We start from the raw sequence: 23240 nt of genomic DNA, 5'->3' as shown, positions 1-23240 counted from the left end.
ACCAGCGAGTCTGGCACATCTCCCCGGACGGATGAGGACGCACAAGCTGTCCGTTCCCGTCCGGGGGGTGTCCTACATGGTGACAGACGTTCCTGATGTCTCGTCTGCGCCACTTCCGGATGTTTTCGCGCAGCGCACACGGTGTGCGACTCCGTGTGTTCGGTGTCCGTGATACTTCACGCTTGTGTAACGGACTCCACACCCATGGGTGAGGTAGGCCCGCCGATCCGCGGGTCGCCCCACCCCTTTTGTTGTGAGTGACCATCCCTCACCCGAGGAGGCCGCTGTGCCACACAAAGCACGGATTCACCACGAATATGCGATCTGGCGGGGTCGTTTCGTGGTCGGTCAGGCCCGCCGTGTTGAGGAGGCGCAGTGAGTGATGTGTACGCCGGCGATCCGTACAGTTCGGCGCGCTTCACCCTGAACTCGGGCCTGGGTCGGCTGGCCCGATCCGTCGACATCCTCGTCGCTCACGCGATCCGGGGTGACGGTCCGAAGCGCACCCGCAACCGCCCGCACATCAACGAGTCCCCCAGCCGCCACCTCCCGCAGACCGGCAACGCGAAGCCGGTCGGCGGTCGCGTCGCCGTTCCCGGAAGACCGGCGATGCCCGCTCAGCCCGGCCCCGGCCAGCGCGGCAGCGAACCTGCCGCGGCCACCGACAACCAGGTCGTCGTGCCGACCCAGAGCACGACCGGCCCGCCCACCGAGTCCGAACCACCGAAGTACCCGGCCCGGCCGGACCCGTCCGACGCGGCCGCCGAGGTGTGGGCGCTGGTCGAGCGCGCCCAGGCCGGTGAGTCCGCGGCCTTCGGCCTGATCTACGACCGGTACGTGGACACCGTCTTCCGCTTCGTCTACTTCCGGGTCGGCAATCGCCAGCTCGCCGAGGACCTGACCTCGGACACCTTCCTGCGGGCGCTCAAGCGGATCGGCAGCTTCACGTGGCAGGGCCGGGACCTGGGCGCCTGGCTGGTCACGATCGCCCGCAACCTGGTCGCGGACCACTTCAAGTCGGGCCGCTACCGCCTGGAGGTGACCACCGGGGACGTGCTGGACGCGGACCGCGAGGACCGTGGCCCCGAGGGCAGCCCGGAATCCGCGGTGGTCGACCACATCACCAACGTCGCGCTGCTGACCGCGGTCAAGCAGCTCAACCCCGAGCAGCAGGAGTGCATCGTGCTGCGCTTCCTGCAGGGCTTCTCGGTGGCCGAGACGGCTCGGACGATGGGGAAGAACGAGGGCGCGATCAAGGCGCTGCAGTATCGGGCGGTGCGAGCCCTGGCCCGCCTGCTGCCCGAGGGATTCCAGTGGTGAGCACGACACGTCACCGATCGTCGATGCCCGTAACCGTAGACACCCGTTCGCCGTTTGTTCGAGTGCGACCCGCGGTAGCGGCGAAATCCGCCCAGAAGGTTGCCATCGCCGGTCACGGGATCGGCGGGACACATACAAGCGAAGGGAGGTGCGCACGGTGAAGTTCGACTTCTTGGACCGGCGGCGCGCCGAGCGCTTCGCGGAGCTTCTCGACGAGACCGGCGGCGGTCGTCGGCACCACTCGCGTGGGCAGGCCGACGAGGAGCTCGCCGAGCTCGTCGCCATCGGTCACAGCCTCTCCGCGGTCCGCTCCGGGGCACACGTACAGACCGAGTTCCGCACCGGGCTGCGAGCCATGCTCGTGGCCACGGCCGAGCGGGACGGCATCGGCGACACCGCCGCGACCGAACCGGCCGGCCACTCCGCCGAGCCGCGGCGCAGCCTGCTCAGCCTGAGCGGGCGCCGGATCCGGGCCCGGGGCGCGATCGTGATCGGCGTCGCCGCCGGTGCGATGGCGGTCTCCGGCATCTCCGCGGCCAGCGAGAACGCCGCACCCGGCGACGCGCTCTACGGCGTCAAGCGATCCACCGAGCGGGCCCAGCTCGCGATGGCCGGATCGGACGTGACGCGGGGCCAGCTGTCGCTGGACTTCGCGCGGAACCGGCTCACCGAGGCGGCCGCGCTGCCCGGCGGGGCGGACGGGTTCAGCGGCGTGCTGAACGACATGGACGCGGACACCCGGCAGGGCGTCAAGCTGCTCACCGAGGCCTCCGTGGCCCGCCGCGACAAGGCGCCGCTGACCCGGATCGACGGGTTCGTCACCGGGCAGCGCAAGACGTTCGAGCCGGTGCTGGGCAAGCTCACGCCGGCCGACCGGGAGCGGGCCGAGACGTCACTGGCGCTGCTGGACGACGTCGAGGCACGCACCGACGAGCTGCGGGCCGGGCTGGCGTGCAACACGGTCAGCAAGGCCGGCGCCGACTCGCTCGGACCGCGCCTGAAGGACTGCATGGCGGGTCAGGACTCGTCCGGCACGTCCGGCGACAAGCAGGGGCACGGCCAGAAGAACAGCACCAAGCCGGGCGCGACCAACGGCGACGACTCGGAGACCACCGAGCCGCGGCCGGAGAAGACCGACCCCGCGGCCGAACCGGACGCGAAGGACCCCACCGGGACCACCGCGACCACCGGCACGGACAAGAAGAAGCCCAGCGAGGTGCCGAGCACCAAGCCGGCACCGGCCCAGTCGGAACCCACGGACCAGGGCTCCGAAGAGGACAAGGGTCTGCTCGACGGCCTGATCGGCATCTTCGGCTGAGCATTGCCGACAGGCTGAGCAAGAAAGCACGGAACGTGGCGAGGGGCGGTGCCGGGTGTTACCGGGTCCGCCCCTCGACTCCATTTTAGGACGTCACGGCCCGAACGGGTCCGGCCTTTTCTCCAGAAGATCGAGAAGTGTCGCCTGGATCGTCTCGCGCACCTGGTCGGCCAGGTTGTAGACCACCATCGGGTCGTCCGCGAAATCGGTCAGGTGCGCGGTCGGGATCGGCGGGCAGAACTGGATCAGCCATTTGCTGGGCAGCGGCACCAGACCCAGCGGCCCGAGCCACGGGAAGGTCGGCGTGATCGGGAAGAACGGCACCCCGAGCAACCGGGCCAGCGGCTTGAGGTCGGCCAGCATCGGATAGATCTCCTCCGCGCCGACGATGCCCACCGGGATGATCGGCGTGCCGGTGCGCAGGGCCGCCGACACGAAGCCGCCGCGGCCGAAGCGCTGCAGCTTGTAGCGATCCGAGTAGTTTTTGCCGATGCCCTTGAAGCCCTCGGGGAACACGCCGACCAGTTCGCCCGAGCTCATCAGCCGCTCGGCGTCGGGGTTACAGGCCACCGTGGCGCCGGCCTTGCGGGCCAGTTCGGACATCACCGGAACGCTGAACACCAGGTCGGCGCCGAGCAGCCGCAGGTGCCGGTCGGCCGGGTGGCGGTCGTGCAGCGCCACCGACAGCATCATCGCGTCCAGCGCGAGCGTGCCCGAGTGATTGCCGACGAGCAGCCCGCCACCGTCCTCCGGGACGTTTTCGATGCCCAGCACCTCGGTGCGGAACCAGTCGCGGTAGAGCACCTTGAGCATCGGATAGAACACGTTGTCGGTGAGCTCCGGGTCGAAGCCGAAGTCGTCCACCTCATAGGCGCCCGCCAGTCGCCGGCGCAGGAAGGCGAGGCCGCGGGCGACCCGCTGATCCCAGATGTCGACGGTGTCCCGGGTGCGGTGGCCGTTGCTGCCGTTCAGGGTCGCGCCGGCCTCGTCACCGGGCAGCTCGAAGTCGAGGTGCCCGGGGAGCGCCTCGCGGCGGAACTCGTCCTGGCTCACGTTTCATCTCTTCCCGCAACTGAGGCGGCCGACGCGTCCCGCGCCGTGGCTTCTCGAGCCGTGGCTTCTCGAGCCGCCGCGACGGCCGACGCGCGGACCGCCCGGATCCCCTCGAGGATCGCCTTCTCCGCCGCGGCCAGCCGGTCGACGGTCAGCGACGCGCCGTTCCCGTGTCCCTCGATGAAGTCGTCGAACGCCTCGGCCGTGGTGCGTGGCGTGAAGCCGAACTCCTGGACCAGGCGGGTGGTGTCGACCACCCGGCCGTGCACGAACCAGTCGATCTGGTCGAGGCCGATCTGCCCGACGCCGATGTTGCGCGCCACCGAGGCGACCGACGACAGCGTGCCCTCGAGCAGCGGCACCGAGATGCGGCCGGCCCGGCGCACGGCCTGGGAGAGCACGACGACCCCGTCGCCGGCCACGTTGAAGGTGCCCGGGTGGTCCTCGACCACCGCGCGGTGCAGGATCTCCAGCGCGTCGTCCACATGCACGAACTGCAGCCGGGCGTCGCGGCCCCACACGGTGGGCACCCACGGACGGGCGAAGTATCGGGTCAGGGTGGTGTCGGCGGAAGCGCTGATGAACGGCGCGAACCGCAGCACGGTGGCGCCCACCTCGGGGCGGCGACGGCGGAACCCGCGCACGTAGCCCTCGATGTCGAGGATGTCGCGGGCGAACGAGCCGCGCGGCACCGCCCGCGGCTCGGTGTCCTCGGTGAAGACCGCCGGGTCCTTGAAGGACGCGCCGTAGGCCGCCGTGGACGAACGCACCACGAGCTTGCGCAGCGGCCCGGCCGCCTGGGCGGCGGCCAGCAGCTGCATCGTGCCGATGACGTTCTGCTCTTTCATCGCCGCGCGACCGCCGTGCTTGGGGTCGGGCGCGCTGGTGACGGCGAGATGCACCACCGCCTCGGCGCCCAGGTCGGCGATCGCGCCCGTCGCGGCGCGCGCGTCGGCCCGGATCAACTCGACGTTTTCGAGCAGACGGGCCAGCCCCGGCGGCGGGTCGATCGGATCCAGGCCGATGACACGCTCGACGCCCGGGTGGGCAGCGAGTCTCGCGGCCACCCGGGCACCGAGAAAACGGCTGACCCCGGTGACCACCACAACGCGCGGAGGCATCGTCACCTGGTCCGCCCTTCTCACACCGGTGGCGGCGTTAGGAAAGGCAAGTGGAGCCGGCCGGGCGTGCCGCCCGGCGGCTCATCACTTGCCCAAACGGCGACGCTGGACGCGGGTCTTGCGCAGCAGCTTGCGGTGCTTCTTCTTCGCCATACGCTTGCGGCGCTTCTTGACCACGGAGCCCATACGAAATGCCTCTCGAACCGTGTTGAGTCGGACCGACGCGCATCGAAGCGCGGTCTGCATCCGCTGACTGGACGGCGGCCCGGGCCCGCGCTGCAAAGCGCGCCACGACCCGGGAACCAACCGCACCAGCGTAGCGGTCTCGCCGACGCGAGACCAACACGGCCCCCGCTGACCTGCTGTCAGGCCGTCTGGCTGAAGGCACCCCGCAGGTATTCGTGCACCGCGTGCTCCGGCACCCGGAACGAGCGCCCGACCCGCACGGCGGTCAGGTCACCTCCGTGCACGAGCCGGTAGACCGTCATCTTGGAGACTCGCATGAGTGCGGCCACCTCGGCGACGGTCAGGAACCGCACCTCGGACAACCGCTCCTCGGACTGGGCTGGACCCGTCATCTCCGTTGCACCGATCCTCTCGCCGGCGCTGCCGCCGCGGCCGGGCGAGGCCGGAATGGCCATGTGCCGAAGCGGTCAAACGCGCGTGTCACCAGTACGGTATCGATGCTTCTGTGACCACGGCGATACGTTCCGTGAAAACGGCTCAAAAAAGTCAAGCCGACGCGCCGGAGATCGTGCCTGTTTAGCCCGAAAAGGTTACTTACGCGAGGTCAGCGCGCGTCCGAAGAAGGCCAGATTGGCCGGACGCTCGGCGAGCCGGCGCATCAGGTAGCCGTACCACTGGTCGCCGTACGGGACGTAGACCCGGACCGAGTGACCGTTTCCGGCCAGCCGGGCCTGCTCCTCGGGGCGGACGCCGTAGAGCATCTGGAACTCGTACTCCGAGGCGTCGCGGTCGAACCAGCGGGCCCGGTCCTCGGCGATCGCGATCAGCCGCGGGTCGTGGGTGGCCACCATCGGGTAGCCCTCCCCCGACATCAGGATGTTCAGGCAGCGCACGTAGGACTTGTCCACGTCGAGCGCGGACTGGAACGCGACCGACTCGGGCTCCGCATAGGCGCCCTTGCAGAGCCGGACCCGGGACCCGGCCGCGGCGAGCTCACGGCAGTCGCCCTCGGTGCGCCGCAGATAGGCCTGCAGCACCGCGCCGGTGGCCGGGTGGTCCTTGCGCAACTCGGCCAGGATCTCCAGGGTCGAGTCGGTGGTGGTGTGGTCCTCCATGTCGAGCGTCACGGTGGTGCCCGCCGCGCTCGCCGCCGCGCAGATCTCGTGGGCATGGTCATATGCCATGCGATCGTCGACCTTTTGCCCCAACGCGGACAGCTTCACGCTGACCTCGGCGGCCGGGGTCAGGCCGGCCTCGCGCAACCGGGAGAGCAGCGTCACATATTGCTCTTTGGTGGCCGTCGCCTGCTCGGCGGTCAGCGTGTCCTCGCCCAGGTAGTCGAGGCTGATCCCCATGCCGTCGTCGGCCAGGGCACGGGCCGACCGCAGCGCGTCGTCCACTCCGCTGCCCGCGACGAACCGGCGCACGATGCTCTTGCTGACGGGGGCGGACTCGACCAGCCGCTCCAACCGGGACGATCCGGCGGCGGCGAGAAAGACGGATCGGAGCATGGGGCGAGCGTATCGCCCGAGCCATCCGGGGGCAGGGGCAGCTACCTTTGTCGGGTGGACTTCGATGCGTACGCCCGGACCGCCGTTGATCTTGTGAACGCGGACCTGGACGATCTCGCCGGGCTCCGGGCCCTGTTCGGCGAGGAACACCGCTGGATGGCTGACGAGGCGGCGGAGAAGGACGTGCCCGTCTTCCGGCGCGCCCAGCGGCGACTGCGTGAGGTCTTCGAGCACGGCACCGGCGGCCGCGACGGTGAAGCGGTCAACGAGCTCAACGCTCTGCTCGCCGCCTTCCCGGTCCAGCCGCGCATCTCCGGCCACGACGCCAGCGACTGGCACATGCACGTGACCAGCCGCGGCGCCTCGGTCAGCGCGGAATACCTGGCCGGCGCGGTGTGGGGCCTGTCGGTGTGGCTGTGCGAGTTCGGCAGCGCGCGGTTCGGCATCTGCGCCGACGACCGCTGCGGCAACGTCTATCTCGACACGTCGTCGAACAACTGCCGGCGCTTCTGCTCGGAGCGCTGCGCCACCCGGTCACACGTGGCCGCGCATCGGGCCCGCAAGCGGGCCGCCAGTCTTACGCCCGCGTAGCCGCGGGTGTGCCGGCCTGGGCCAGGTGCCGCCGGGCGAAGGCCAGCGACTCGCGCAGATCGGCCTCGCGCACCGCGCGGCTGGTCACCTTTCGAGTGGACACCTCGAGCGCGACCGATCCGGTGAAGCCGCGGCCGGCCAGCGAGCCCAGCAGCTCGGCGCACGGCTGGTTGCCCCGGCCGGGCACCAGATGCTCGTCGCGGCCCTCGCCGGTGCCGTCGCCCAGGTGCACGTGCTTGAGGCCGGCGCCCATCCGGTCGGCCAGCTCGAGCGCGTCGATCCGCGCCGCGGAACAGTGCGACAGATCCAGCGTGTACGCGTCGAAGCCGGTCGTCGTCGGATCCCACCCCGGGGTATAGGGCACGAACCAGCGCCCGGCCATCTTCACCGGGAACATGTTCTCGATCGCGAAGACGATGTCCGGATGGCGCGCCTGCACCTTGGCCAGGCCGGGCACGAAGTTCTTCGCGTAGTCCCGCTGCCAGCTGAACGGCGGGTGCACCACCACGGTCGGCGCGCCCAACGTCTCGGCCAGCTGCGCCGCCCGATTGAGCCGCTCCCACGGGTCGGGGCTCCACACCCGCTGGGTGACCAGCAGGCAGGGCGCGTGCACGCTCAGCACCGGGACGTCGTAGTGCCCGGACAGCACGCCCAGGGCATCCGCGTCCTGGCTGACGGCGTCCGTCCAGACCATCACCTCGAGCCCGTCGAACCCGACCGTCGCCGCCATCTCGAACGCGGCCGCGGTCGGCTCGGGAAAAACCGAGGAGCTGGACAGGAGTACGGGAACCCGGGACTTCACGCTCCCCAGCGTAAACCCGTGGTGCTCGGGAGCCCGACTCGTGGCTGGACATTGCCAATCAAACCGGGCGGCGTGCCGATGCGCTTCACCCACCCGCGTACGCTGTCGCAGGTGAGCCGCCGCACCCCCGTACGCATCACCCTCGGCGCCACGGCAGCAGCCCGTGCCGAGGAGGTCGACCTCGATTTCGCCCGTGAGTGGATCGAGTTCCCCGACCCCGCCGATGATCAGCATGTCGTCCGCGCCGATCTGACCTGGCTGCTGTCCCGGTGGACGTGCGTCTTCGGCTCGGCCTGCCACGGCATCATCGCCGGCCGCGCGCACGAGGGCTGCTGCTCGCACGGCGCCTTCTTCACCGACGCCGACGACGAAACCCGGGTGAAGGCGGCCGTTCAGCGGCTCACCCCGGAGACCTGGCAGCACCACCGCAAGGGCTTCAAGAACTACACCGAGATGGACACCGTGGACGGCACCAAGCCGGCCCGGCGCACCGCCACCCAGACGGCGGACGGCCCCTGCGTGTTCCAAAACGACGCCGACTTCGCCGGTGGCGCCGGCTGCGCGCTGCACGGCCAGGCGCTGCGCGACGGCGTGCACCCGCTCACCTACAAGCCCGACGTCTGCTGGCAGCTGCCGGTGCGCCGCGAGCAAAACTGGGTGGAGCGGCCGGACGGCACCAAGATCCTGCAGTCCACGCTGACCGAGTTCGACCGCCGCGGCTGGGGCCCCGGCGGGCACGATCTCGACTGGTGGTGCACCTCGTCACCGGACGCGCACGTGGGCACGGAGCCGATGTTCCGGACCTATGCGCCCGAGCTGATCGCGCTGGTGGGCGAGGACGCATACAACCGACTCGCCGAGCTGTGCGACGCCCGGCTCGCCGCCGGGCTCGTCGCCGAGCACCCGGCGACCACCAAGGCCCGGGCTCAGGGCTCGAACTTGTAGCCCAGGCCGCGCACGGTCACGATGTAACGCGGCGCGCTGGGCTCCGGCTCCACCTTGGACCGCAGCCGTTTGACGTGCACGTCCAGCGTCTTGGTGTCGCCCACATAGTCGGCGCCCCAGACCCGGTCGATCAGCTGCCCCCGGGTCAGCACCCGGCCGGCGTTGCGCAGCAGCAGCTCGAGCAGCTCGAACTCCTTGAGCGGCAGCTGCACCGACGATCCCTCGACCGTCACCACGTGCCGCTCCACGTCCATCCGGACCGGGCCGGCGGCCAGCGTCGGCGTGGTCACCTCAGCCTGTTCGGTGCCCTGCCGGCGCAGCACGGCACGGATCCGGGCGACCAGCTCACGCGGCGAGTACGGCTTCGTGACGTAGTCGTCGGCGCCGATCTCCAGCCCGACCACCTTGTCGATCTCGCTGTCCCGGGCGGTGACCATGATGATCGGCACGGCCGAGCGCTGCCGCAACTGACGGCAGACCTCGGTGCCGGACATCTCGGGCAGCATCAGGTCGAGCAGCACGATGTCCGCGCCGGTCCGGTCGAACTGGGTGAGCGCGGAGGTGCCGGTCGGCGCGACCGAGACCTCGAAGCCTTCCTTACGCAGCATGTATGACAAGGCGTCGGAGAACGACTCCTCATCCTCTACCACGAGCACGCGGGCCAATGGGGGTTCCTTTCGTTTGCCCGGCCGGGCCGGACTAATTGTGGCCGAGCTGATTTTGAACCGTGGGACGTAACGGCAAGGGGACGTCCGGGGGACGCGCGGGCAGGCGCAGAGTGAACGTCGAACCGTCGCCGAGTGAACTCGTGACGTCGACCCGGCCGCCGTGGTTCGTGGCGATGTGCTTGACGATGGCCAGGCCGAGGCCGGTGCCACCGGTGGAGCGCGAGCGGGCCTGGTCGGCGCGATAGAACCGCTCGAAGATCCGGTCGACGTCGTGCGCGGCGATGCCGATGCCCTGGTCGGTGACGTCGAGCTCGATCCAGTCGTCGTCCTGCCGCATGGTCAGCAGGACGGTGGTCTGGTCCGGCGAATAGGCGATCGCGTTCTCCACCAGGTTGGTGAGCGCGGTCGCGATCTGGCTGTCGCTGCCGTAGACCATGGCGCCGCGCGGGCCCTCGTAGCGCACTTCGATCTTCTTGGCGCTGCCGGTGGTGCGGGTGCGGTCGACCACCTCGGCGATCACCCAGTCCAGCGAGACCGGCTCCGGGCTGGGCAGCGGCTCGGCGCCCTGCAGCCGGGTCAGCTCGAGCAGCTCGCTGACCAGCCGGCCCATCCGGGCGGACTCGTGATGGATGCGCTCGGCGAAGCGGCGCGCCGCGATCAGGTCCTCGGACTGCTCCTCGTCCGGCTTGGGATCGGGCAGGTCGGTGGCGTCGAGCAGCGCCTCGGCGAGCAGTTGCAGCGCGCCGATCGGCGTCTTGAGCTCGTGGCTGACGTTGGCCACGAAGTCGCGCCGGACCCGGGCCAGGCGGTGCGACTCGGTCACGTCGGCGGCCTCGACGGCCACGTGCGTGCTGTTCAGCGCCACCGCGCGCAGGTGCAGGCCGAGCGGGGCGGAGGCACCCCCGGCGCGACCACGCGGCAGGTCGAGCTCCACTTCGCGGCGCACGCCCGTGCGCCGCACCTGACCGGCGAGGGTACGCAGAATCGGGTGCGCCGCGATCGTGCCGGGCGCGCCACCCGAGCGCAGCAGGCCCATCGCGCGGGCGGCCGGGTTGACCAGCACCGGGTGGTCGTCGGCGTCGAGCACGACCACACCGACCCGCAACGAGTCGAGGCTCTTGCGACCCAGGCCCTTCAGCCCGTGCTTGCCGCTGGCGGGCTCACCGTCCGGTTCGATGGCTCGTCCTTTCTTGGCCGTTCCGGCGGACTTTGCCGGGGCGGCGCTCGCAGCGGCCCGGCTGCGGGCAATGAGCAGGCCGCCGCCCACGCCGGCGGCGAGGGCGGCACAGAGGAGGCCGATGCCCCACACCCAGTCCACGCTGCGATCGTAGGGTCATTGTTTACCTGAGCCGAAGGGGTAACCGGACATTCCGGACTCGATTCGAGCAATGTTCACCACTCCGCCCGGCGTCGTTCACCACCGTTCATGTTCGCGCCGTCCCACCGACCTAGCGTGGGGCGGACGACAAAGCCCCGACCAGTACAGGACGTGACGATGCGCGAGGAATTCCGGGCCGACCTGGTCGAGGTCAGCCGGCTGCTGGTGACGATGGCGGAGGCCGTGCGTGCCGCCATGCGCAAGGCGACGAAGGCACTGCTGACCGCGGACATCGAAGCGGCCCGGGCGGTGATGGAGCGCGACGCCGAGGTGGACGCGATCTATGCCCAGGTCGAGATCAAGGTGGCGGACACCATCGCCCGTCAGGCGCCGGTCGCGTCCGACCTGCGCACGGTGATCACCGCCCTGCACATCTCGGCGGATCTGGAACGGATGGGCGACCTGGCCGAGCACGTGGCGAAGACGGCGCAGCGGCGGCACCCGTCGCCGGCCGTGCCCGCCGAGCTGCGCGCGGTCTTCCAGCAGATGGCCGAGGTCGCCGACCGGATGGCCGAGAAGATCACCATCGTCCTCGCCGACCCCGACGCCAACCGTGCGGCGGAGCTGGAGAAGGACGACGACGCGATGGACGACCTCGAGCGGGATCTCTTCAAGATCCTGCTGCACGACGACTGGCCCTACGGCGCGGAGACGGCGATCGACGGCGCGCTGCTGGGCCGCTTCTACGAGCGCTACGCCGACCACGCGGTCAACGTCGGTGAGCAGATGATCTACCTGATCACCGGCGAGCCGGTGACCGGCCAGTAACGGCCGACGGGGGAAGAGGAAGGGGGCGCCACGGGGGCGCCCCCTTCTTCGCGTTCTATCGGCCCTGGTTGGCGACCGCGGCGGCCGCTTCCTTGGCGGCGGCCGGGTCCAGGTAGGCGCCGCCCACGGTGACCGGGTGGAGGTTGTCGTCCAGGTCGTAGCGCAGCGGGATGCCGGTCGGGATGTTCAGCTTGGCGATCGCCTCGTCGGAGATCTGGTCCAGGTGCTTGACGATGGCCCGCAGCGAGTTGCCGTGCGCGGCGACCAGCACGGTCTTGCCGTCCCGCAGGTCGGGCACGATCTGGTCGTACCAGTAGGGCAGGGCCCGCTCCAGCACGTCCTTCAGGCATTCGGTGCGCGGCCGCAGCTCGGTCGGCAGCAGGGCATATCGCGCGTCGTTGAACTGCGAATACTCGTCGTCGACGTCGATCACCGGCGGCGGCGTGTCATAGGACCGGCGCCAGAGCATGAACTGCTCCTCGCCATATTCCTGCAGCGTCTGCTTCTTGTCCTTGCCTTGCAGCGCCCCGTAGTGCCGCTCGTTGAGCCGCCAGTGCCGCTTGACGGGAATCCAGTGCCGGTCAGCGACATGAAGCGCGATCTCACTGGTCCGAATGGCCCGCCGCAGAACACTGGTGTGCACCACATCCGGAAGCAGCCCGTGCTGAAGCAGCATCTCGCCACCCCGCCGAGCCTCCCCTTCCCCCTTACCGGTCAGGTCGACATCAACCCACCCGGTAAACAGGTTCTTGGCATTCCACTCACTCTCACCGTGCCGCAGCAGCACCAACGTCCCAGTCATCCCCCCATCCTCCCGCCCCAAAGTTTCCACAACCCCTCCGGGTCCAATCCCACCCCCAAGCCAGGCCCCACCACCCCCAAGGTGTTGCGCATAGGTAGGCAGAGCGGCAACGAAACGGCCCCGTCGCACCCAAGGCCAAGAGCCCAAACACCAACCAAACCCACAAACCGCCGCGCAAGGACCAGGCACAGCCGCGAAAGGCCAAGCCAACGGGTGTTGCGTATATGTGTGCAGAGCAAGGGGCCGAACGCCGACAAGACCCGAGCGCTGAGCAGCACGGCGTACTCAAGCTTGGTTTGGAAGTAAGCGGGCGGCGAAAAACTCAGCGCAACCATCGCAACGCGGGGCTTCCGGGGGCTCGGCCCCCGGAGCAGATATCCGCCGGTGCCACCGGTCCGCGCTTTCCGCGGACACACTCCCCCTGCAACCGGCGGAGGCGGACGACGCCCATCCCCATAGGCGTCGCCCGCACTTACCGCCGGTCTCGGGAAGCGCCGTCCCCCAACGGCTGATGCCACCCGTCCCCAACGCCTCACCGCGGTGATCGCAAGCGATCGACCCGTTCCCCGAACTAACGGCTCGGCGTCCATCGACCACGCTAGTTGGGCCGGTCAAGCCATGACAAGCCAGTTAGCTGTCTGCCATCTGTCTGAACCGTCACAGCTGACCGAACGGCCGAGTCGTCCGAGGTCACCGCTTGGTGGATCGGCCATCCGTCACTCGACGGCGTGCCCTCCGTCCGGGGGATGGCGGGCCGGGGGCTCAGAGTTTCGGTTCGGTTGCCGAACGGGTGGATGAGTTCCGAGTGCGACCCCACGGGAGACCAGATGTCCCAGCCTGTCACTTTCACCGAAGATCGGCCGTTGCAGCGGGCCGCGTTGGAGCTGCTGTTGCACGAGCGGCTGATCGCGACCGTGAACGGCCGGACCGGTGAGGTGTCCGCGGCCAACGAGCGGTTCTGTGAGCTGATCGGCCGGCCCGAGGAGGAGGTGCTCGGGGTTCCGCTGTCGGAGCTCTGGCACACCTCGGCGACTGCGGTGGACCGGCTGCTGGACGCGGCCCGTGCCGGAGAGTATCTGGAGCAGGTCACCTCGGTCACGGACAGCGCGGACCGGCATCGGTGGCTGCGGCTGAACTGCGGGCCGGTGCAGTCGGATCACCATCTGGTGCTGGTCACCGGCTATGACATCACCGAGGACCGCCGGCAGGTGTCCGAGCTCAAGGGCAAGTATGCGGCGATCGACCGGGCCCAGGCGGTGATCGAGTTCGACCTGGACGGCACCGTGCTGACGGCGAACGAGAACTTCCTGACGCTCACCGGCTATTCGCTCGGTGATCTGGTCGGCCAGCATCACCGCATGCTTTGCGAGGAGCGCCATGCGGAGAGCACGGAGTACGAGCAGTTCTGGGAGCGGCTGCGCAACGGCGAGGTGGAGAGCGGCGAGTACAAGCGGGTCGGCCGGGGTGGGCGCGAGGTGTGGATCCGGGCCACCTACAACCCGATCTTCAACTTGGACGGCAAGCCGTACAAGATCGTGAAGTTCGCCATGGACGTGACCGAGACGAAGCTGCGCAACGCCGAGTACGAAGGCAAGGTGACCGCGATCGGGCGGGCGCAGGCGGTGATCGAGTTCGACCTGGACGGCCGGATCCTGGCCGCGAACCAGAACTTCCTGAACACGATGGGCTACACCCTGGATGAGGTACGCGGCCAGCACCACCGGATGTTCGTGGAGGAGCAGGAGGCGCGCGGGGCGGCCTACCGGAACTTCTGGCAGTCGCTGGCCCGGGGCGAGTTCGAGTCGGGCGAGTACAAGCGGCTGGCCAAGGGTGGCCGGGAGATCTGGCTGCAGGCCACCTATAACCCGATCTTGGACCTGGACGGCCGGCCGTTCAAGGTGGTCAAGTACGCCACCGACATCAGCGAGAACAAGATCCGCAGCGCCGACTACGCCGGCAAGGTGGCCGCGATCGGGCGTTCCCAGGCGGCCGTCGAGTTCGACCTCGAGGGCCGGATCCTGGAGGCCAATCCGAACTTCCTGACCACCATGGGCTACACGCTGGAGGAGATCCGCGGCCAGCATCATCGGATCTTCGTGGACGCGGAATACGCCAAGAGCGTCGAGTACGGCCAGTTCTGGCAGCGCCTCGCCAAGGGTGAGTACGAGTCCGGCGAGTACAAGCGCGTCGCCAAGGGTGGCCGGGACGTGTGGCTGCTGGCCTCCTACAACCCGATCTTCGATCTCGAGGGCCGGCCGTTCAAGGTGGTCAAGTACGCGACCGAGGTGACCGAGGGCAAGCTGCGCAACTCGGAGTACGAGGGCAAGGTGTCCGCGATCAGCCGGGCGCAGGCGGTGGTGGAGTTCGACCTGCAGGGGCGGGTGCTCAGCGCGAACAAGAACTTCCTGACCACCATGGGTTATCCGATGGAGGAGATCCGCGGGCAGCACCACCGCATGTTCGTCGAGAAGGAGGAGGCGGCCGGCGCCGAGTACCAGGCGTTCTGGGAGAAGCTCGGGCGCGGCGAGTTCGACTCCGGCGAGTACAAGCGGGTCGCCAAGGACGGCCGGGAGGTCTGGCTGCAGGCCACCTACAACCCGATCTACGACCTCGACGGGCGCCCGTACAAGATGGTCGAGTACGCGATCGACATCACCGACGGCAAGCTGCGCAACGCCGAGTTCCACGGCAAGGACGTCGCGATCAACCGGGCCCAGGCGGTCATCGAGTTCGACCTCGAGGGCAACATCCTGCTGGCCAACGAGAACTTCCAGCGCACCCTCGGCTATTCGGCCCGGGAACTGGTCGGCCAGCACCACTCGATGCTGTGCACCGGCGACTACGTGACCTCGGCTGAGTACCGCGACTTCTGGCTGCGGCTGCGCAAGGGCGAATATCTGACCGGGCGGTTCCACCGGATCGGCAAGTTCGGCCGGGACGTGTGGATCCAGGCCACCTACAACCCGATCTTCAACACCAACGGCGAGCCGTTCAAGGTGGTCAAGTACGCGTACGACATCACCGACCAGGTGCAGCTGGAGCAGCGGTTGTCCGCCAAGACCCGGGAGATGAGCGGCTCGATCAGCGCGCTGACCGGTTCGATCGACGAGATCACGGTGAGCGCCCAGCAGGCCAGCACGCTGGCCGGCGAGACGCAGCAGAACGCCCAGGACGGCTACGAGGAGCTGCGCAACGCGATCGAGGCGATCGACCTGATCGAGCGTTCGTCGGACCAGATCGCGGCGATCGTGAACGTGATCGGCGAGATCGCCGGGCAGACCAACCTGCTGGCGTTCAACGCCTCGATCGAGGCGGCCCGGGCCGGCGAGCACGGCGTCGGCTTCTCGGTGGTGGCCGGCGAGGTGCGCAAGCTGGCCGAGCGCTCGTCCGACGCGGCCCGCGAGATCACCACGCTGATCCACGAGTCGGCGGCCCGGGTGGGTCAGGGCTCGCAGGTGTCGCACCGGGCGCAGGAGGCGTTCGGGATGATCCTGAAGAGCGTCGCCTCGACCAGCGAGTCGATCAAGCGGATCGCCGACTCGACGTCGTTGCAGCAGAGCGCGTCCAAGGCGGTCTCCGACCACATCCGCGAGCTGATCGGCACCGAGGCGGATCAGTGAGCCCGAGCAGCACCGATGCGCTCTACGGCGTGTTCCGCGCGGGGGACGTCCGGGTCGCGTTGCCGCTGGACGAGCTGCGTGAGGTGATCATGCGGCCGGCGCAGTTCAGCCCGCTGCCGGCCGGCACGGACGGCCTGCTCGGCGCGGTGAACCTGCGGCACGTGGTGATCCCGGTGCTGGACCTCTGCCGGCTGGCCGGGTTCGGCGCGCATTCGGACGGCGGCAAGGTGATCGTCATCGTGGCCCGGGCCGGCCAGGTCTTCGGGCTGCTCGCCGACGAGATCGAGGGGGTCGCCCGGGTGCCGGCCGAGGCGCTGCTGGAGACCACGGTGGCCGGCGCGGACGCAGCACTCTTCTCGCACACTTTCGAGCGGCCCGAGGATCGTGCCGTGGTGGCCCTGTTGGACGCTTCGGCGATCTCGGCCCGGCCCGGCGTTCCGGTGGTCAAGGACGTCGGCCTGCGCCCGCCGGTGGGTGCGGGCGCGGACAGTTCCCGCCGTACGGTGCTGCTGCTCGCCTGCGGCCCGGTGGGGCTGAGCATCGATGTGCGCCATGTCCACTCGGTGATCCCCAAGCTCGAGCTGCACTCCTCCCCGCTGGACGGATCCACCTGCCGTGGCGTCGTGCACCTGCACGGCCGCGCGGTCCCGGCGGTGGACCCGTTGAGCCTGCTCGGCCTCGGCGCCCTGCCGGACGACGGCTCGCTGCGCGGGCTGGTGCTGGCCACCGAGCGCGGCCTGGTGGTGCTGACCGTCTCGGACATCGCCGACATCACCGGGGTGCCGGTCGGTGACGTGCTGCCGCTGCCGCCGATCGGCATGCGCAAGGGCGGCTTCCTGGACGGCATCCTGCGCACCGAGAGCGGCGCCCAGCACCTGCTGCTCAACGGCGAGGCGTTGCGCGCGGACCCGGAGCTGGACACGCTCGCCGGGCTCGGGCTGCCGCTGGACGCCGGCGCGCAGCAGGCGGTGCGGGCCGACGCGGCGGGCGACGTGCTGGGCGACGTGCCGGCCGAGACCCGGGACGGGCGGCGGATCTTCGCGAGCGTGCGGAAGTTCCTGACCTACAGCGTCGGCATGGAGGCCGCCACGCCGCTGGACCAGATCACCGAGATCCTGCCGTACCCGGAGCACGCGATCGCGCTGGACAGCGGCGGTCCGCTGCTCGCCGTCTTCACCCACCGCAAGCTGTCGGTGCCGTTGATGTCGCTGTCGGTGCTGCTCGGCCTGGCCGATCCGGTCGACCCGGCGAGCGCGCGGGTACTGCTGGTCCAGGCGCCCGGCGACGAACTGGTCGGCTTCGTGGTGCCGGCGCTGCACGCCATCGAGGAATCGGTGTGGGAGGAGTCGGCGCCGCGGGACCCGGGCGAGCCGGGCGCGATGCTGCAGCGCGGCCCGCTGGTGAAGATCGGCACCGAAGCCCAGGGGCGGCTGCTGCCCAACGTCGACCTGACCGAGCTGGTCGCCGCCGAGCTGGTGGCTTAGCTCTTGCCGGTGGGGTCTGCGAAGTGCGCGAAGGCCTGCAGATTGGCCAGCGATTCGCCGCGCTTGACCCGCCACGCCCACTCGCGCCGGATGGACTCGCCGAAGCCGATCTCCAGCATCGAGTCGAACGATTCGTCGGCATAGGTCAGCACCGCGCCGAGCAGCCGGTCCAGCTCATCCTCGTCGAGCGATCCGAGCGACACCCGGCCGGTCAGATAGACGTCGCCGACGCCGTCGATGGAGAAGCTCACCCCGTACATCCGGGCGTTCTTGCGCAGCAGCCAGGCCCACAGCTCCTCGCGGTTCTCGTCCGGCTGGCGCATCACGAACGCCTCGATCCGCAACGCGTGGTCGCCGACGATCAGGTTGCAGGTGGTCTTCAGCTTGTGCGTGCCCGGAAGCGTGATCACCCATGACGCGTCGCCGGTCGCCTCGCACTCCAGCTCGCGCTCGGCACAGACCTTTTCGATCAAACCCTTCACCACGCGTACGCCTCCACGCGAGCCGCGATCAGCGCCCGGTGCGCGACCACCGCCTCACGGTAAACCCGCAGCAAGCCGTCGGCCGTGCGGTCCCAGGAGAACCCGGCGGCGTGCTCGACCGCACCGGCGGACAGCTCCGCCCGGAATCCCGGCGCGGCCAGCAGCCCGTCCAGCACCCGGGCCCAGTCCTCCGGATCGTGCCCGTCGACCAGCATCCCGCTGATCCCGTCGCGGACCGCGGTGACCAGCCCGCCGACCGCGGCCGCCACCACCGGCGTGCCGCAGGCCTGCGCCTCGAGCGCGACCAGCCCGAACGACTCGTTGTGCGAGGGCACCGCGACCAGGTCGGAGGTGCGGTAGAGCGCGGCCAGGTCGTCGCCGGTCTGCGGCGGCAGGAAGCGGACCGCGTCGGCGACGCCGAGCGAGGCGGCCAGCTCGATCAGCGAGGTGGGCCGGTCCAGGCCGCTGCCGCTGGGCCCGCCGCAGATCACCACGGTGACCGGCGCCGCCGGGTCGCGGCGGCGCAGCGCGGCCAGCGCCCGGATCAGCACGTCCGGACCCTTGAGCGGCTGGATCCGGCCGACGAACGAGACCACGTGACCGCGCTCGGGCAGGCCGAAACGGGCCCGGTCGGAGGGGCCGGGGCGGAAGCGGCCGAGGTCGACGCCGGGCGGCACCACGGCCAGCCGGGCCGGCTCGGCGTCATAGCAGACGACCAGGTCCTGGGCCTCGAAGCGGGTGTTGGTGACCAGCGCGTCGGACTCGGCGACCACCTGCTCCTCGCCGATCACGCGGGCCTTGGGCTCGGGCCGGTCACCGGCCGCGATCAGCCTGTTCTTCACCTTGGCCAGGGTGTGCGCGGTGTGCACGTGCGGCACGCCCCAGCGCTCCCGGGCCAGCCATCCGACCTGGCCGGAGAGCCAGTAGTGCGAGTGGATCAGGTCGTAGCGGCCCGGCGGGTGGGCGGCCTCGGCCCGCAGCACGCCGTTGGTGAAGGCGCACAACTGGGACGGCATCTCTTCCTTCGACAGGCCCTCGAACGGGCCGGCGGTGACGTGGCGGACCGTGACGCCCGGGGCCATCTCGACCCGGGGCGGCAGCTCCGAGGAGGTGGCCCGGGTGAAGATCTCCACCTCGACGCCGAGCCGGGCGAGGCGTTTCGCGGTCTCGACGACGTACACGTTCATGCCGCCGGCGTCGCCGGTGCCCGGCTGCTCGAGCGGCGACGTGTGCACCGAGAGGGTGGCGATCCGCCGGGGTGTCGGCCAGTGGCCTGCGGCCCGAGGCTCAGCCACGTCATGTCCCTTCGCCGGGGGTACGAAAGATGTCCGAGTTACGAAACAGCCAAACGTTACGGTCAACTGTCACGACATCGTTCATCTTCCCGATCGGCTTCGCCTGAACCCACATGCCACCGGTCGAGGGTGACGGACGTCATGAGGCAGGATCGAAGCATGCAGCAGAAGAAGATCGCGGTGGTCACCGGTGCGTCCAGCGGAATCGGCGCGGCCGCGGCCCGCCGTCTGGTGACCGAGGGTTTCCACGTCGTCGCGGCCGCCCGGCGCACGGATCGGCTGGAAGCGCTCGTCAAGGAGACCGGCGACGCGACGGCGGTGGAGTGTGACATCACCGACGAGGCCTCGGTGGCCCGCCTGGCGGAGACGGTCGCCGGCCTGGACGGGCAGCTGACCGTGCTGGTCAACAACGCCGGCGGCGCCCGCGGGATGGACCCGGTGGCGTCCGGGTCACCGGCCGACTGGCAGTGGATGTACGACGTGAACGTGATCGGCACGCTGCGGGTCACCCAGGCGTTGCTGCCCGCCCTGGAGGCGAGCGGGGACGGGACGATCGTGACGATCGGTTCCACCGCGGCGTTCACGGTCTATGAGGGCGGCGGCGGTTACAGCGCGGCCAAGCACGCCCAGACCGCCCTGGTCGGGTCGCTGCGGCTGGAGATCGTCGGCAAGCCGGTGCGGGTGATCGAGATCGACCCGGGCATGGTGCGCACCGACGAGTTCACCCTCAACCGGCTCGGTGGCGACAAGGACAAGGCCGACTCGGTCTATGCCGGGGTGGCGAAGCCGCTGACCGCCGACGACATCGCGGACTGCATCGCCTGGGCCGCCACCCGGCCGCATCACGTGAACATCGACCGGCTGGTGGTGCGCCCGATCGCCCAGGCGGCACAGCACAAGGTGCACCGCGAGTCGTGAGACCGCTGGGCGCGATCACGAGGGGCACGACCAACCCCAACCGGTTGCGCCGCGTGGACAACTGGATCGCGTACCGATGTGGTGAGCTGATCGCGCGGGCTCCCGTACCCCTGGTGGTCGATCTTGGATTCGGCTCGACGCCGGTGACCGCCGTCGAACTCAGGGCCAGGTTGGCGGCCCAGGTGCGCGGTGACGTCACGGTGGTCGGTCTGGAGATCGATCCGGCGCGGGTGGCAGCCGCGCAACCGTCCGCCCAGCCACCACGGCTCGAGTTCCGGCGCGGCGGCTTCGAACTGGCCGGGCTGCGACCGGTGGTGGTGCGCGCGTTCAACGTGCTGCGGCAATACGACGAGGAGCAGGTGGCGGGCGCCTGGCGCACGATGACCGCCACCGGCGCCGTGCTGGTCGAGGGCACCTGCGACGAGCTCGGCCGCGTGGCCACCTGGGCCTGTGTCGTGGCCGGCGAGCCGCAGACGTTGACCCTGTCGGCGCGACTGTCCGATCTGGACCATCCGGCGACGTTTGCGGAGCGCCTGCCCAAGGCCCTGATCCACCACAACGTGCCCGGCCACCCGATCCACGAACTGCTGCGCGCGCTGGGCCGGGCGTGGGAATCGGCGGCGACGCCGTTCGGCCCGCGGCAGCAATGGCTGGGCGCGGTGACCCGGCTGCGCGACGAGGGCGTGCCCGTCCTGGACGGCGCTTCACGCTGGCGCCGCGGCGAACTCACCGTGACCTGGCCCGCCTGAACGACGGTCGGCCCTTTGCTCTGCTTCCTCAGAGGAAGCGAAGCTGCCGCTTCCCCAGAGGAAGCAGAGCAAAGCGGCCGCAAGCCAACCTCCCGGCCGCTTCCTCAGAGGAAGCAGAGCAAAGCGACCGCAAGCCAACCTTCCCGGCCGCTTCCCCAAAGGAAGCAGAGCAAAGCGACCGCAAGCCAACCCTTCCCGGCCGCTTCCCCAGAGGAAGCAGAGCAAAGCGACCGCAAGCCAACCCTTCCCGGCCGCTTCCCCAGAGGAAGCAGAGCAAAGCGACCGGGCCGGTCCTCGGGGGAGGACCGGCCCGGCCTGGGGGATGAACGGTCTTTTACTTGAGGGTGACCTTGAACATCGGGTCGGCGGCGATCTTCTGGAAGGCGGCCAGACTGCTCGGCGTCGAGTTGATCGCGATGTTGCGGTCGCCCTCGTCGTCGGCCGCGGTGTCGAAGTAGACGACCGCCTTGATGGCCGGGTGCGCCTTGAGCTCCGGGACCACGGTGTTGAAGGCCGGCGCCTTGTCGGTCACGTACTTGACCCGGTGGTACATGCCCCACTCGGCGACCATAATCGGCTTGCCGGGGTGGTTCTTGACCATGTAGTCGTACCAGCCGAGGCCGCCGCCGCTGGGCTTGCGGTCGAGCAGGTCGCCCATGTCGCCGTAGTGGTAGTAGCCCTTCTCGACGCTGACGTAGGAGTCCAGGCCGATCCAGTCCACATAGGCGTCACCCGGGTAGAGGTCCTTCCACCAGGACTGCGCCATCCACTTCTCGTTGCCCATGTAGGCGATCACGTTGACCATGTTGGTCACGCCCTGGTCGCGCAGACGGGTGATGACGTAGCGGTACATGGCGGCGTAGTCCTTGCCGGTCATGCCCGAGCCGGCGGTCGCGATGATGTCGTTCTCCGGCTCGTGGTGCAGCGCCAGGAAGAACTTCTGGGTGCCGTAGTTCTTCTTCACGTAGGCGGCCCACTTGTCGATCCGGGCGTCCTGGCCGCCGGCCGCGACCTTGGCCCAGGTGGTGTTGTAGGCGACCTTCCAGTTGAGCAGCAGGACCCGCGGCTTGGCGGCGTCCTTGGTCATGGCGATCTCGGACGCGGTCGGGAACATCTCGTCGCCCTTGTGGTACGTGTGGTAGATCGTCGAGGTCCGGCCGCTCAACGCCTCCCACGACTTCAGCGCCTGGTCGCGCGGGGTGTCGGTGAAGCCGCCGGCGGCCGCGCCCCACAGCACGCCGCAGCTCGGCACCAGCAGCGCACCGGTCGCGCACTCGCCGGCCGGCGGAGCGGTCGTGGCCGGAGCGGTCGTCGTCGGAGCAGTGGTGGTCGGGGCCGTCGTGGGCGCAGTGGTCGTCGGAGCCGTTGTCGGCGCGGTCGTCGGAGCCGTTGTCGGCGCGGTCGTGGGCGCGGTCGTGGGCGCGGTCGTCGGGGTCGACGTCGTGCGGGTGTAGCTCACGGCCAGCTCCGGGCCGCCGGTCTTCAGGTCGCCGTACTCGACCGAGCGCAACCGGGTCACGTCGGTGGTGGACGCCGAACGCAGCGCGAACGAGTACACGCCGGCCTTCTTGACCACCGCGGACAGGTCGAACTTCAGCACCGTGTCGGTGGCCTTCGGCGTGATGGTCCGCAGCGCGACCGCGGTGGCCGGCGCGGTCACCGCGGTCACCTTGGCCTCGGACCAGGACGTGGACACCGCGTACAGGCTCAGGCGGGCGGTCGACGGCTTGCTCTCCAGCGGGAGCCGGAGCTCGGCCGTGCGCACGGTGGCGCCGGTCGGCAACGCGGGCACCGTGAACTTCACATAGGACACCCGGATCTCGCCGTCGGACCGGCCGACCACGAGCTTCTCCGCGGCGCCGAAGTTCGCGGTCTTCCGCGTGCTCGAGGTGTAGGCGTCGTCGCCGGCGTACACCGTCCTGGTCTCGGTGACGGTGGCCGCGTTCGCCGACGTCGTGGCCACGAAGCCCGCCGTCGCGACCACGCCGGTCAGCGCCGCCCCGATGATCCCTCGCCTGGCGTCCATGCCATCCCCCTCAAGTCCGCGATCGCTGTCTGACATTCACGATCGGGACCGGCGGGTGCCGGGGCGGATTCCGTTGGGGTGCAGGCTCGGTGCTGACCTGCGGACAGCAAAGAAGCGGGGGGGGGGGGGGGGGGGGGGGGGGGGGGGGGGGGGGGGGTGTTGTGGGGGGGGGGGGGGGGGGGGGGGGGGGGGGGCAAAGGAAG

Annotated in this window: 20 protein-coding genes and 1 pseudogene; 9 read left to right on the top strand and 12 right to left on the bottom strand. The window is 69.9% G+C overall.

Going from position 1 to position 23240, the window contains the following annotated elements; genetic code table 11:
* The first annotated feature begins 435 nt into the window (after positions 1 to 435).
* Both ACZ6TI_RS08230 and ACZ6TI_RS08225 read left to right on the top strand, forming a co-directional pair.
* A complete protein-coding gene (locus tag ACZ6TI_RS08230; RefSeq protein ID WP_465344315.1) occupies positions 436 to 1320 on the top strand; it encodes an ECF subfamily RNA polymerase sigma factor, BldN family in 885 nt (294 codons plus the stop codon).
* Between the two features lie 157 nt (positions 1321 to 1477).
* Positions 1478 to 2335, top strand: a pseudogene (locus ACZ6TI_RS08225) (DUF5667 domain-containing protein); the annotation flags it as partial.
* A 396-nt stretch (positions 2336 to 2731) separates the two neighbouring features.
* Here ACZ6TI_RS08225 and ACZ6TI_RS08220 read toward each other — a convergent pair.
* The 5 genes from ACZ6TI_RS08220 to ACZ6TI_RS08200 all read right to left on the bottom strand — a co-directional run bounded on the left by ACZ6TI_RS08220 (position 2732) and on the right by ACZ6TI_RS08200 (position 6509).
* Positions 2732 to 3691: a lysophospholipid acyltransferase family protein gene (locus ACZ6TI_RS08220; RefSeq protein WP_465344268.1), complete on the bottom strand. Its 960-nt coding sequence runs from the start codon at positions 3689 to 3691 to the stop codon at positions 2732 to 2734.
* On the bottom strand, positions 3688 to 4812 hold the full coding sequence (locus tag ACZ6TI_RS08215) for an NAD-dependent epimerase/dehydratase family protein (protein WP_465344267.1): 1125 nt from the start codon (positions 4810 to 4812) through the stop codon (positions 3688 to 3690). Before ACZ6TI_RS08215 ends, ACZ6TI_RS08220 begins: the two co-directional genes overlap by 4 nt.
* 84 nt (positions 4813 to 4896) lie before the next feature.
* The gene (locus tag ACZ6TI_RS08210; RefSeq protein WP_465344266.1) at positions 4897 to 5058 is read right to left on the bottom strand and encodes a 30S ribosomal protein bS22; all 162 of its coding nucleotides are present in this window, start codon (positions 5056 to 5058) and stop codon (positions 4897 to 4899) included.
* A 119-nt stretch (positions 5059 to 5177) separates the two neighbouring features.
* Complete coding sequence (locus ACZ6TI_RS08205; protein ID WP_364298909.1) at positions 5178 to 5390, bottom strand: helix-turn-helix domain-containing protein; 213 nt, start codon at positions 5388 to 5390, stop codon at positions 5178 to 5180.
* Positions 5391 to 5588: 198 nt separating this feature from the next.
* Entirely contained in the window at positions 5589 to 6509 is a 921-nt protein-coding gene (locus ACZ6TI_RS08200) for a proline dehydrogenase family protein (RefSeq protein ID WP_465344265.1), read from the bottom strand.
* 54 nt (positions 6510 to 6563) lie between these two features.
* Between ACZ6TI_RS08200 and ACZ6TI_RS08195 the strand changes: the two genes are divergently transcribed.
* Positions 6564 to 7100 carry a CGNR zinc finger domain-containing protein gene (locus tag ACZ6TI_RS08195; protein WP_465344264.1) on the top strand — a complete coding sequence of 179 codons (537 nt, stop codon included), beginning with the start codon at positions 6564 to 6566 and terminating at the stop codon, positions 7098 to 7100.
* On the opposite strand, the gene ACZ6TI_RS08190 is transcribed toward ACZ6TI_RS08195, so the two are convergent.
* The gene (locus tag ACZ6TI_RS08190) at positions 7087 to 7902 is read right to left on the bottom strand and encodes a sugar phosphate isomerase/epimerase family protein (protein WP_465344263.1); all 816 of its coding nucleotides are present in this window, start codon (positions 7900 to 7902) and stop codon (positions 7087 to 7089) included. The two genes, ACZ6TI_RS08195 and ACZ6TI_RS08190, sit on opposite strands and share 14 nt — an antisense overlap.
* 111 nt (positions 7903 to 8013) lie before the next feature.
* Between ACZ6TI_RS08190 and ACZ6TI_RS08185 the strand changes: the two genes are divergently transcribed.
* Positions 8014 to 8847 (top strand): DUF3109 family protein, encoded by an 834-nt coding sequence (locus tag ACZ6TI_RS08185; protein WP_465344262.1) that lies wholly within the window; start codon positions 8014 to 8016, stop codon positions 8845 to 8847.
* Here the strand turns inward: ACZ6TI_RS08185 and ACZ6TI_RS08180 are convergent.
* Together ACZ6TI_RS08180 and ACZ6TI_RS08175 are read right to left on the bottom strand one after the other, a co-directional pair.
* Complete coding sequence (locus ACZ6TI_RS08180) at positions 8829 to 9512, bottom strand: response regulator (protein ID WP_465344261.1); 684 nt, start codon at positions 9510 to 9512, stop codon at positions 8829 to 8831. The two genes, ACZ6TI_RS08185 and ACZ6TI_RS08180, sit on opposite strands and share 19 nt — an antisense overlap.
* 34 nt (positions 9513 to 9546) lie before the next feature.
* Entirely contained in the window at positions 9547 to 10833 is a 1287-nt protein-coding gene (locus tag ACZ6TI_RS08175) for a sensor histidine kinase (RefSeq protein ID WP_465344260.1), read from the bottom strand.
* Between the two features lie 177 nt (positions 10834 to 11010).
* Between ACZ6TI_RS08175 and phoU the strand changes: the two genes are divergently transcribed.
* Positions 11011 to 11661 (top strand): phosphate signaling complex protein PhoU, encoded by a 651-nt coding sequence (phoU, locus tag ACZ6TI_RS08170; protein ID WP_465344259.1) that lies wholly within the window; start codon positions 11011 to 11013, stop codon positions 11659 to 11661.
* Between the two features lie 55 nt (positions 11662 to 11716).
* On the opposite strand, the gene ACZ6TI_RS08165 is transcribed toward phoU, so the two are convergent.
* Positions 11717 to 12463: a phosphoglyceromutase gene (locus ACZ6TI_RS08165; RefSeq protein WP_465344258.1), complete on the bottom strand. Its 747-nt coding sequence runs from the start codon at positions 12461 to 12463 to the stop codon at positions 11717 to 11719.
* 827 nt (positions 12464 to 13290) lie between these two features.
* Here ACZ6TI_RS08165 and ACZ6TI_RS08160 point away from each other — a divergent pair.
* Together ACZ6TI_RS08160 and ACZ6TI_RS08155 are read left to right on the top strand one after the other, a co-directional pair.
* On the top strand, positions 13291 to 16083 hold the full coding sequence (locus ACZ6TI_RS08160; RefSeq protein ID WP_465344257.1) for a PAS domain S-box protein: 2793 nt from the start codon (positions 13291 to 13293) through the stop codon (positions 16081 to 16083).
* Positions 16080 to 17567: a chemotaxis protein CheW gene (locus tag ACZ6TI_RS08155; RefSeq protein WP_465344256.1), complete on the top strand. Its 1488-nt coding sequence runs from the start codon at positions 16080 to 16082 to the stop codon at positions 17565 to 17567. Before ACZ6TI_RS08160 ends, ACZ6TI_RS08155 begins: the two co-directional genes overlap by 4 nt.
* Here the strand turns inward: ACZ6TI_RS08155 and ACZ6TI_RS08150 are convergent.
* Both ACZ6TI_RS08150 and mshA read right to left on the bottom strand, forming a co-directional pair.
* On the bottom strand, positions 17564 to 18052 hold the full coding sequence (locus ACZ6TI_RS08150) for a type III secretion system chaperone family protein (RefSeq protein ID WP_465344255.1): 489 nt from the start codon (positions 18050 to 18052) through the stop codon (positions 17564 to 17566). The two genes, ACZ6TI_RS08155 and ACZ6TI_RS08150, sit on opposite strands and share 4 nt — an antisense overlap.
* Positions 18046 to 19344, bottom strand: coding sequence for a D-inositol-3-phosphate glycosyltransferase (mshA, locus tag ACZ6TI_RS08145; protein WP_465344254.1), 1299 nt, complete (start codon positions 19342 to 19344; stop codon positions 18046 to 18048). The genes ACZ6TI_RS08150 and mshA overlap by 7 nt, the downstream gene beginning before the upstream one ends.
* A 141-nt stretch (positions 19345 to 19485) precedes the next feature.
* On the opposite strand from mshA, the gene ACZ6TI_RS08140 reads away from it, so the two are divergent.
* Together ACZ6TI_RS08140 and ACZ6TI_RS08135 are read left to right on the top strand one after the other, a co-directional pair.
* Entirely contained in the window at positions 19486 to 20262 is a 777-nt protein-coding gene (locus ACZ6TI_RS08140) for an SDR family oxidoreductase (RefSeq protein ID WP_465344253.1), read from the top strand.
* Positions 20259 to 21011 carry a class I SAM-dependent methyltransferase gene (locus ACZ6TI_RS08135; RefSeq protein ID WP_465344252.1) on the top strand — a complete coding sequence of 251 codons (753 nt, stop codon included), beginning with the start codon at positions 20259 to 20261 and terminating at the stop codon, positions 21009 to 21011. The genes ACZ6TI_RS08140 and ACZ6TI_RS08135 overlap by 4 nt, the downstream gene beginning before the upstream one ends.
* A 334-nt stretch (positions 21012 to 21345) precedes the next feature.
* On the opposite strand, the gene ACZ6TI_RS08130 is transcribed toward ACZ6TI_RS08135, so the two are convergent.
* Positions 21346 to 23037 carry a CBM96 family carbohydrate-binding protein gene (locus ACZ6TI_RS08130; RefSeq protein ID WP_465344251.1) on the bottom strand — a complete coding sequence of 564 codons (1692 nt, stop codon included), beginning with the start codon at positions 23035 to 23037 and terminating at the stop codon, positions 21346 to 21348.
* Positions 23038 to 23240: the final 203 nt, after the last annotated feature.

The organism is Actinoplanes sp. NPDC051388, from assembly GCF_055586225.1.
Note: the sequence above shows the minus strand (reverse complement) of the source record. Positions and strands in the feature narration are given on the sequence as shown.

Excerpts from the sequence above, each read along its gene's own strand:
- ACZ6TI_RS08215 (WP_465344267.1), bottom strand. The coding sequence starts at position 4,812 with ATGCCTCCGCGCGTTGTGGTGGTCACCGGGGTCAGCCGTTTTCTCGGT.
- ACZ6TI_RS08210 (WP_465344266.1), bottom strand. The coding sequence starts at position 5,058 with ATGCAGACCGCGCTTCGATGCGCGTCGGTCCGACTCAACACGGTTCGA.
- ACZ6TI_RS08205 (WP_364298909.1), bottom strand. The coding sequence starts at position 5,390 with ATGACGGGTCCAGCCCAGTCCGAGGAGCGGTTGTCCGAGGTGCGGTTC.
- ACZ6TI_RS08200 (WP_465344265.1), bottom strand. The coding sequence starts at position 6,509 with ATGCTCCGATCCGTCTTTCTCGCCGCCGCCGGATCGTCCCGGTTGGAG.
- phoU (WP_465344259.1), top strand. The coding sequence starts at position 11,011 with ATGCGCGAGGAATTCCGGGCCGACCTGGTCGAGGTCAGCCGGCTGCTG.
- ACZ6TI_RS08165 (WP_465344258.1), bottom strand. The coding sequence starts at position 12,463 with ATGACTGGGACGTTGGTGCTGCTGCGGCACGGTGAGAGTGAGTGGAAT.
- ACZ6TI_RS08160 (WP_465344257.1), top strand. The coding sequence starts at position 13,291 with ATGTCCCAGCCTGTCACTTTCACCGAAGATCGGCCGTTGCAGCGGGCC.
- ACZ6TI_RS08140 (WP_465344253.1), top strand. The coding sequence starts at position 19,486 with ATGAGGCAGGATCGAAGCATGCAGCAGAAGAAGATCGCGGTGGTCACC.
- ACZ6TI_RS08130 (WP_465344251.1), bottom strand. The coding sequence starts at position 23,037 with ATGGACGCCAGGCGAGGGATCATCGGGGCGGCGCTGACCGGCGTGGTC.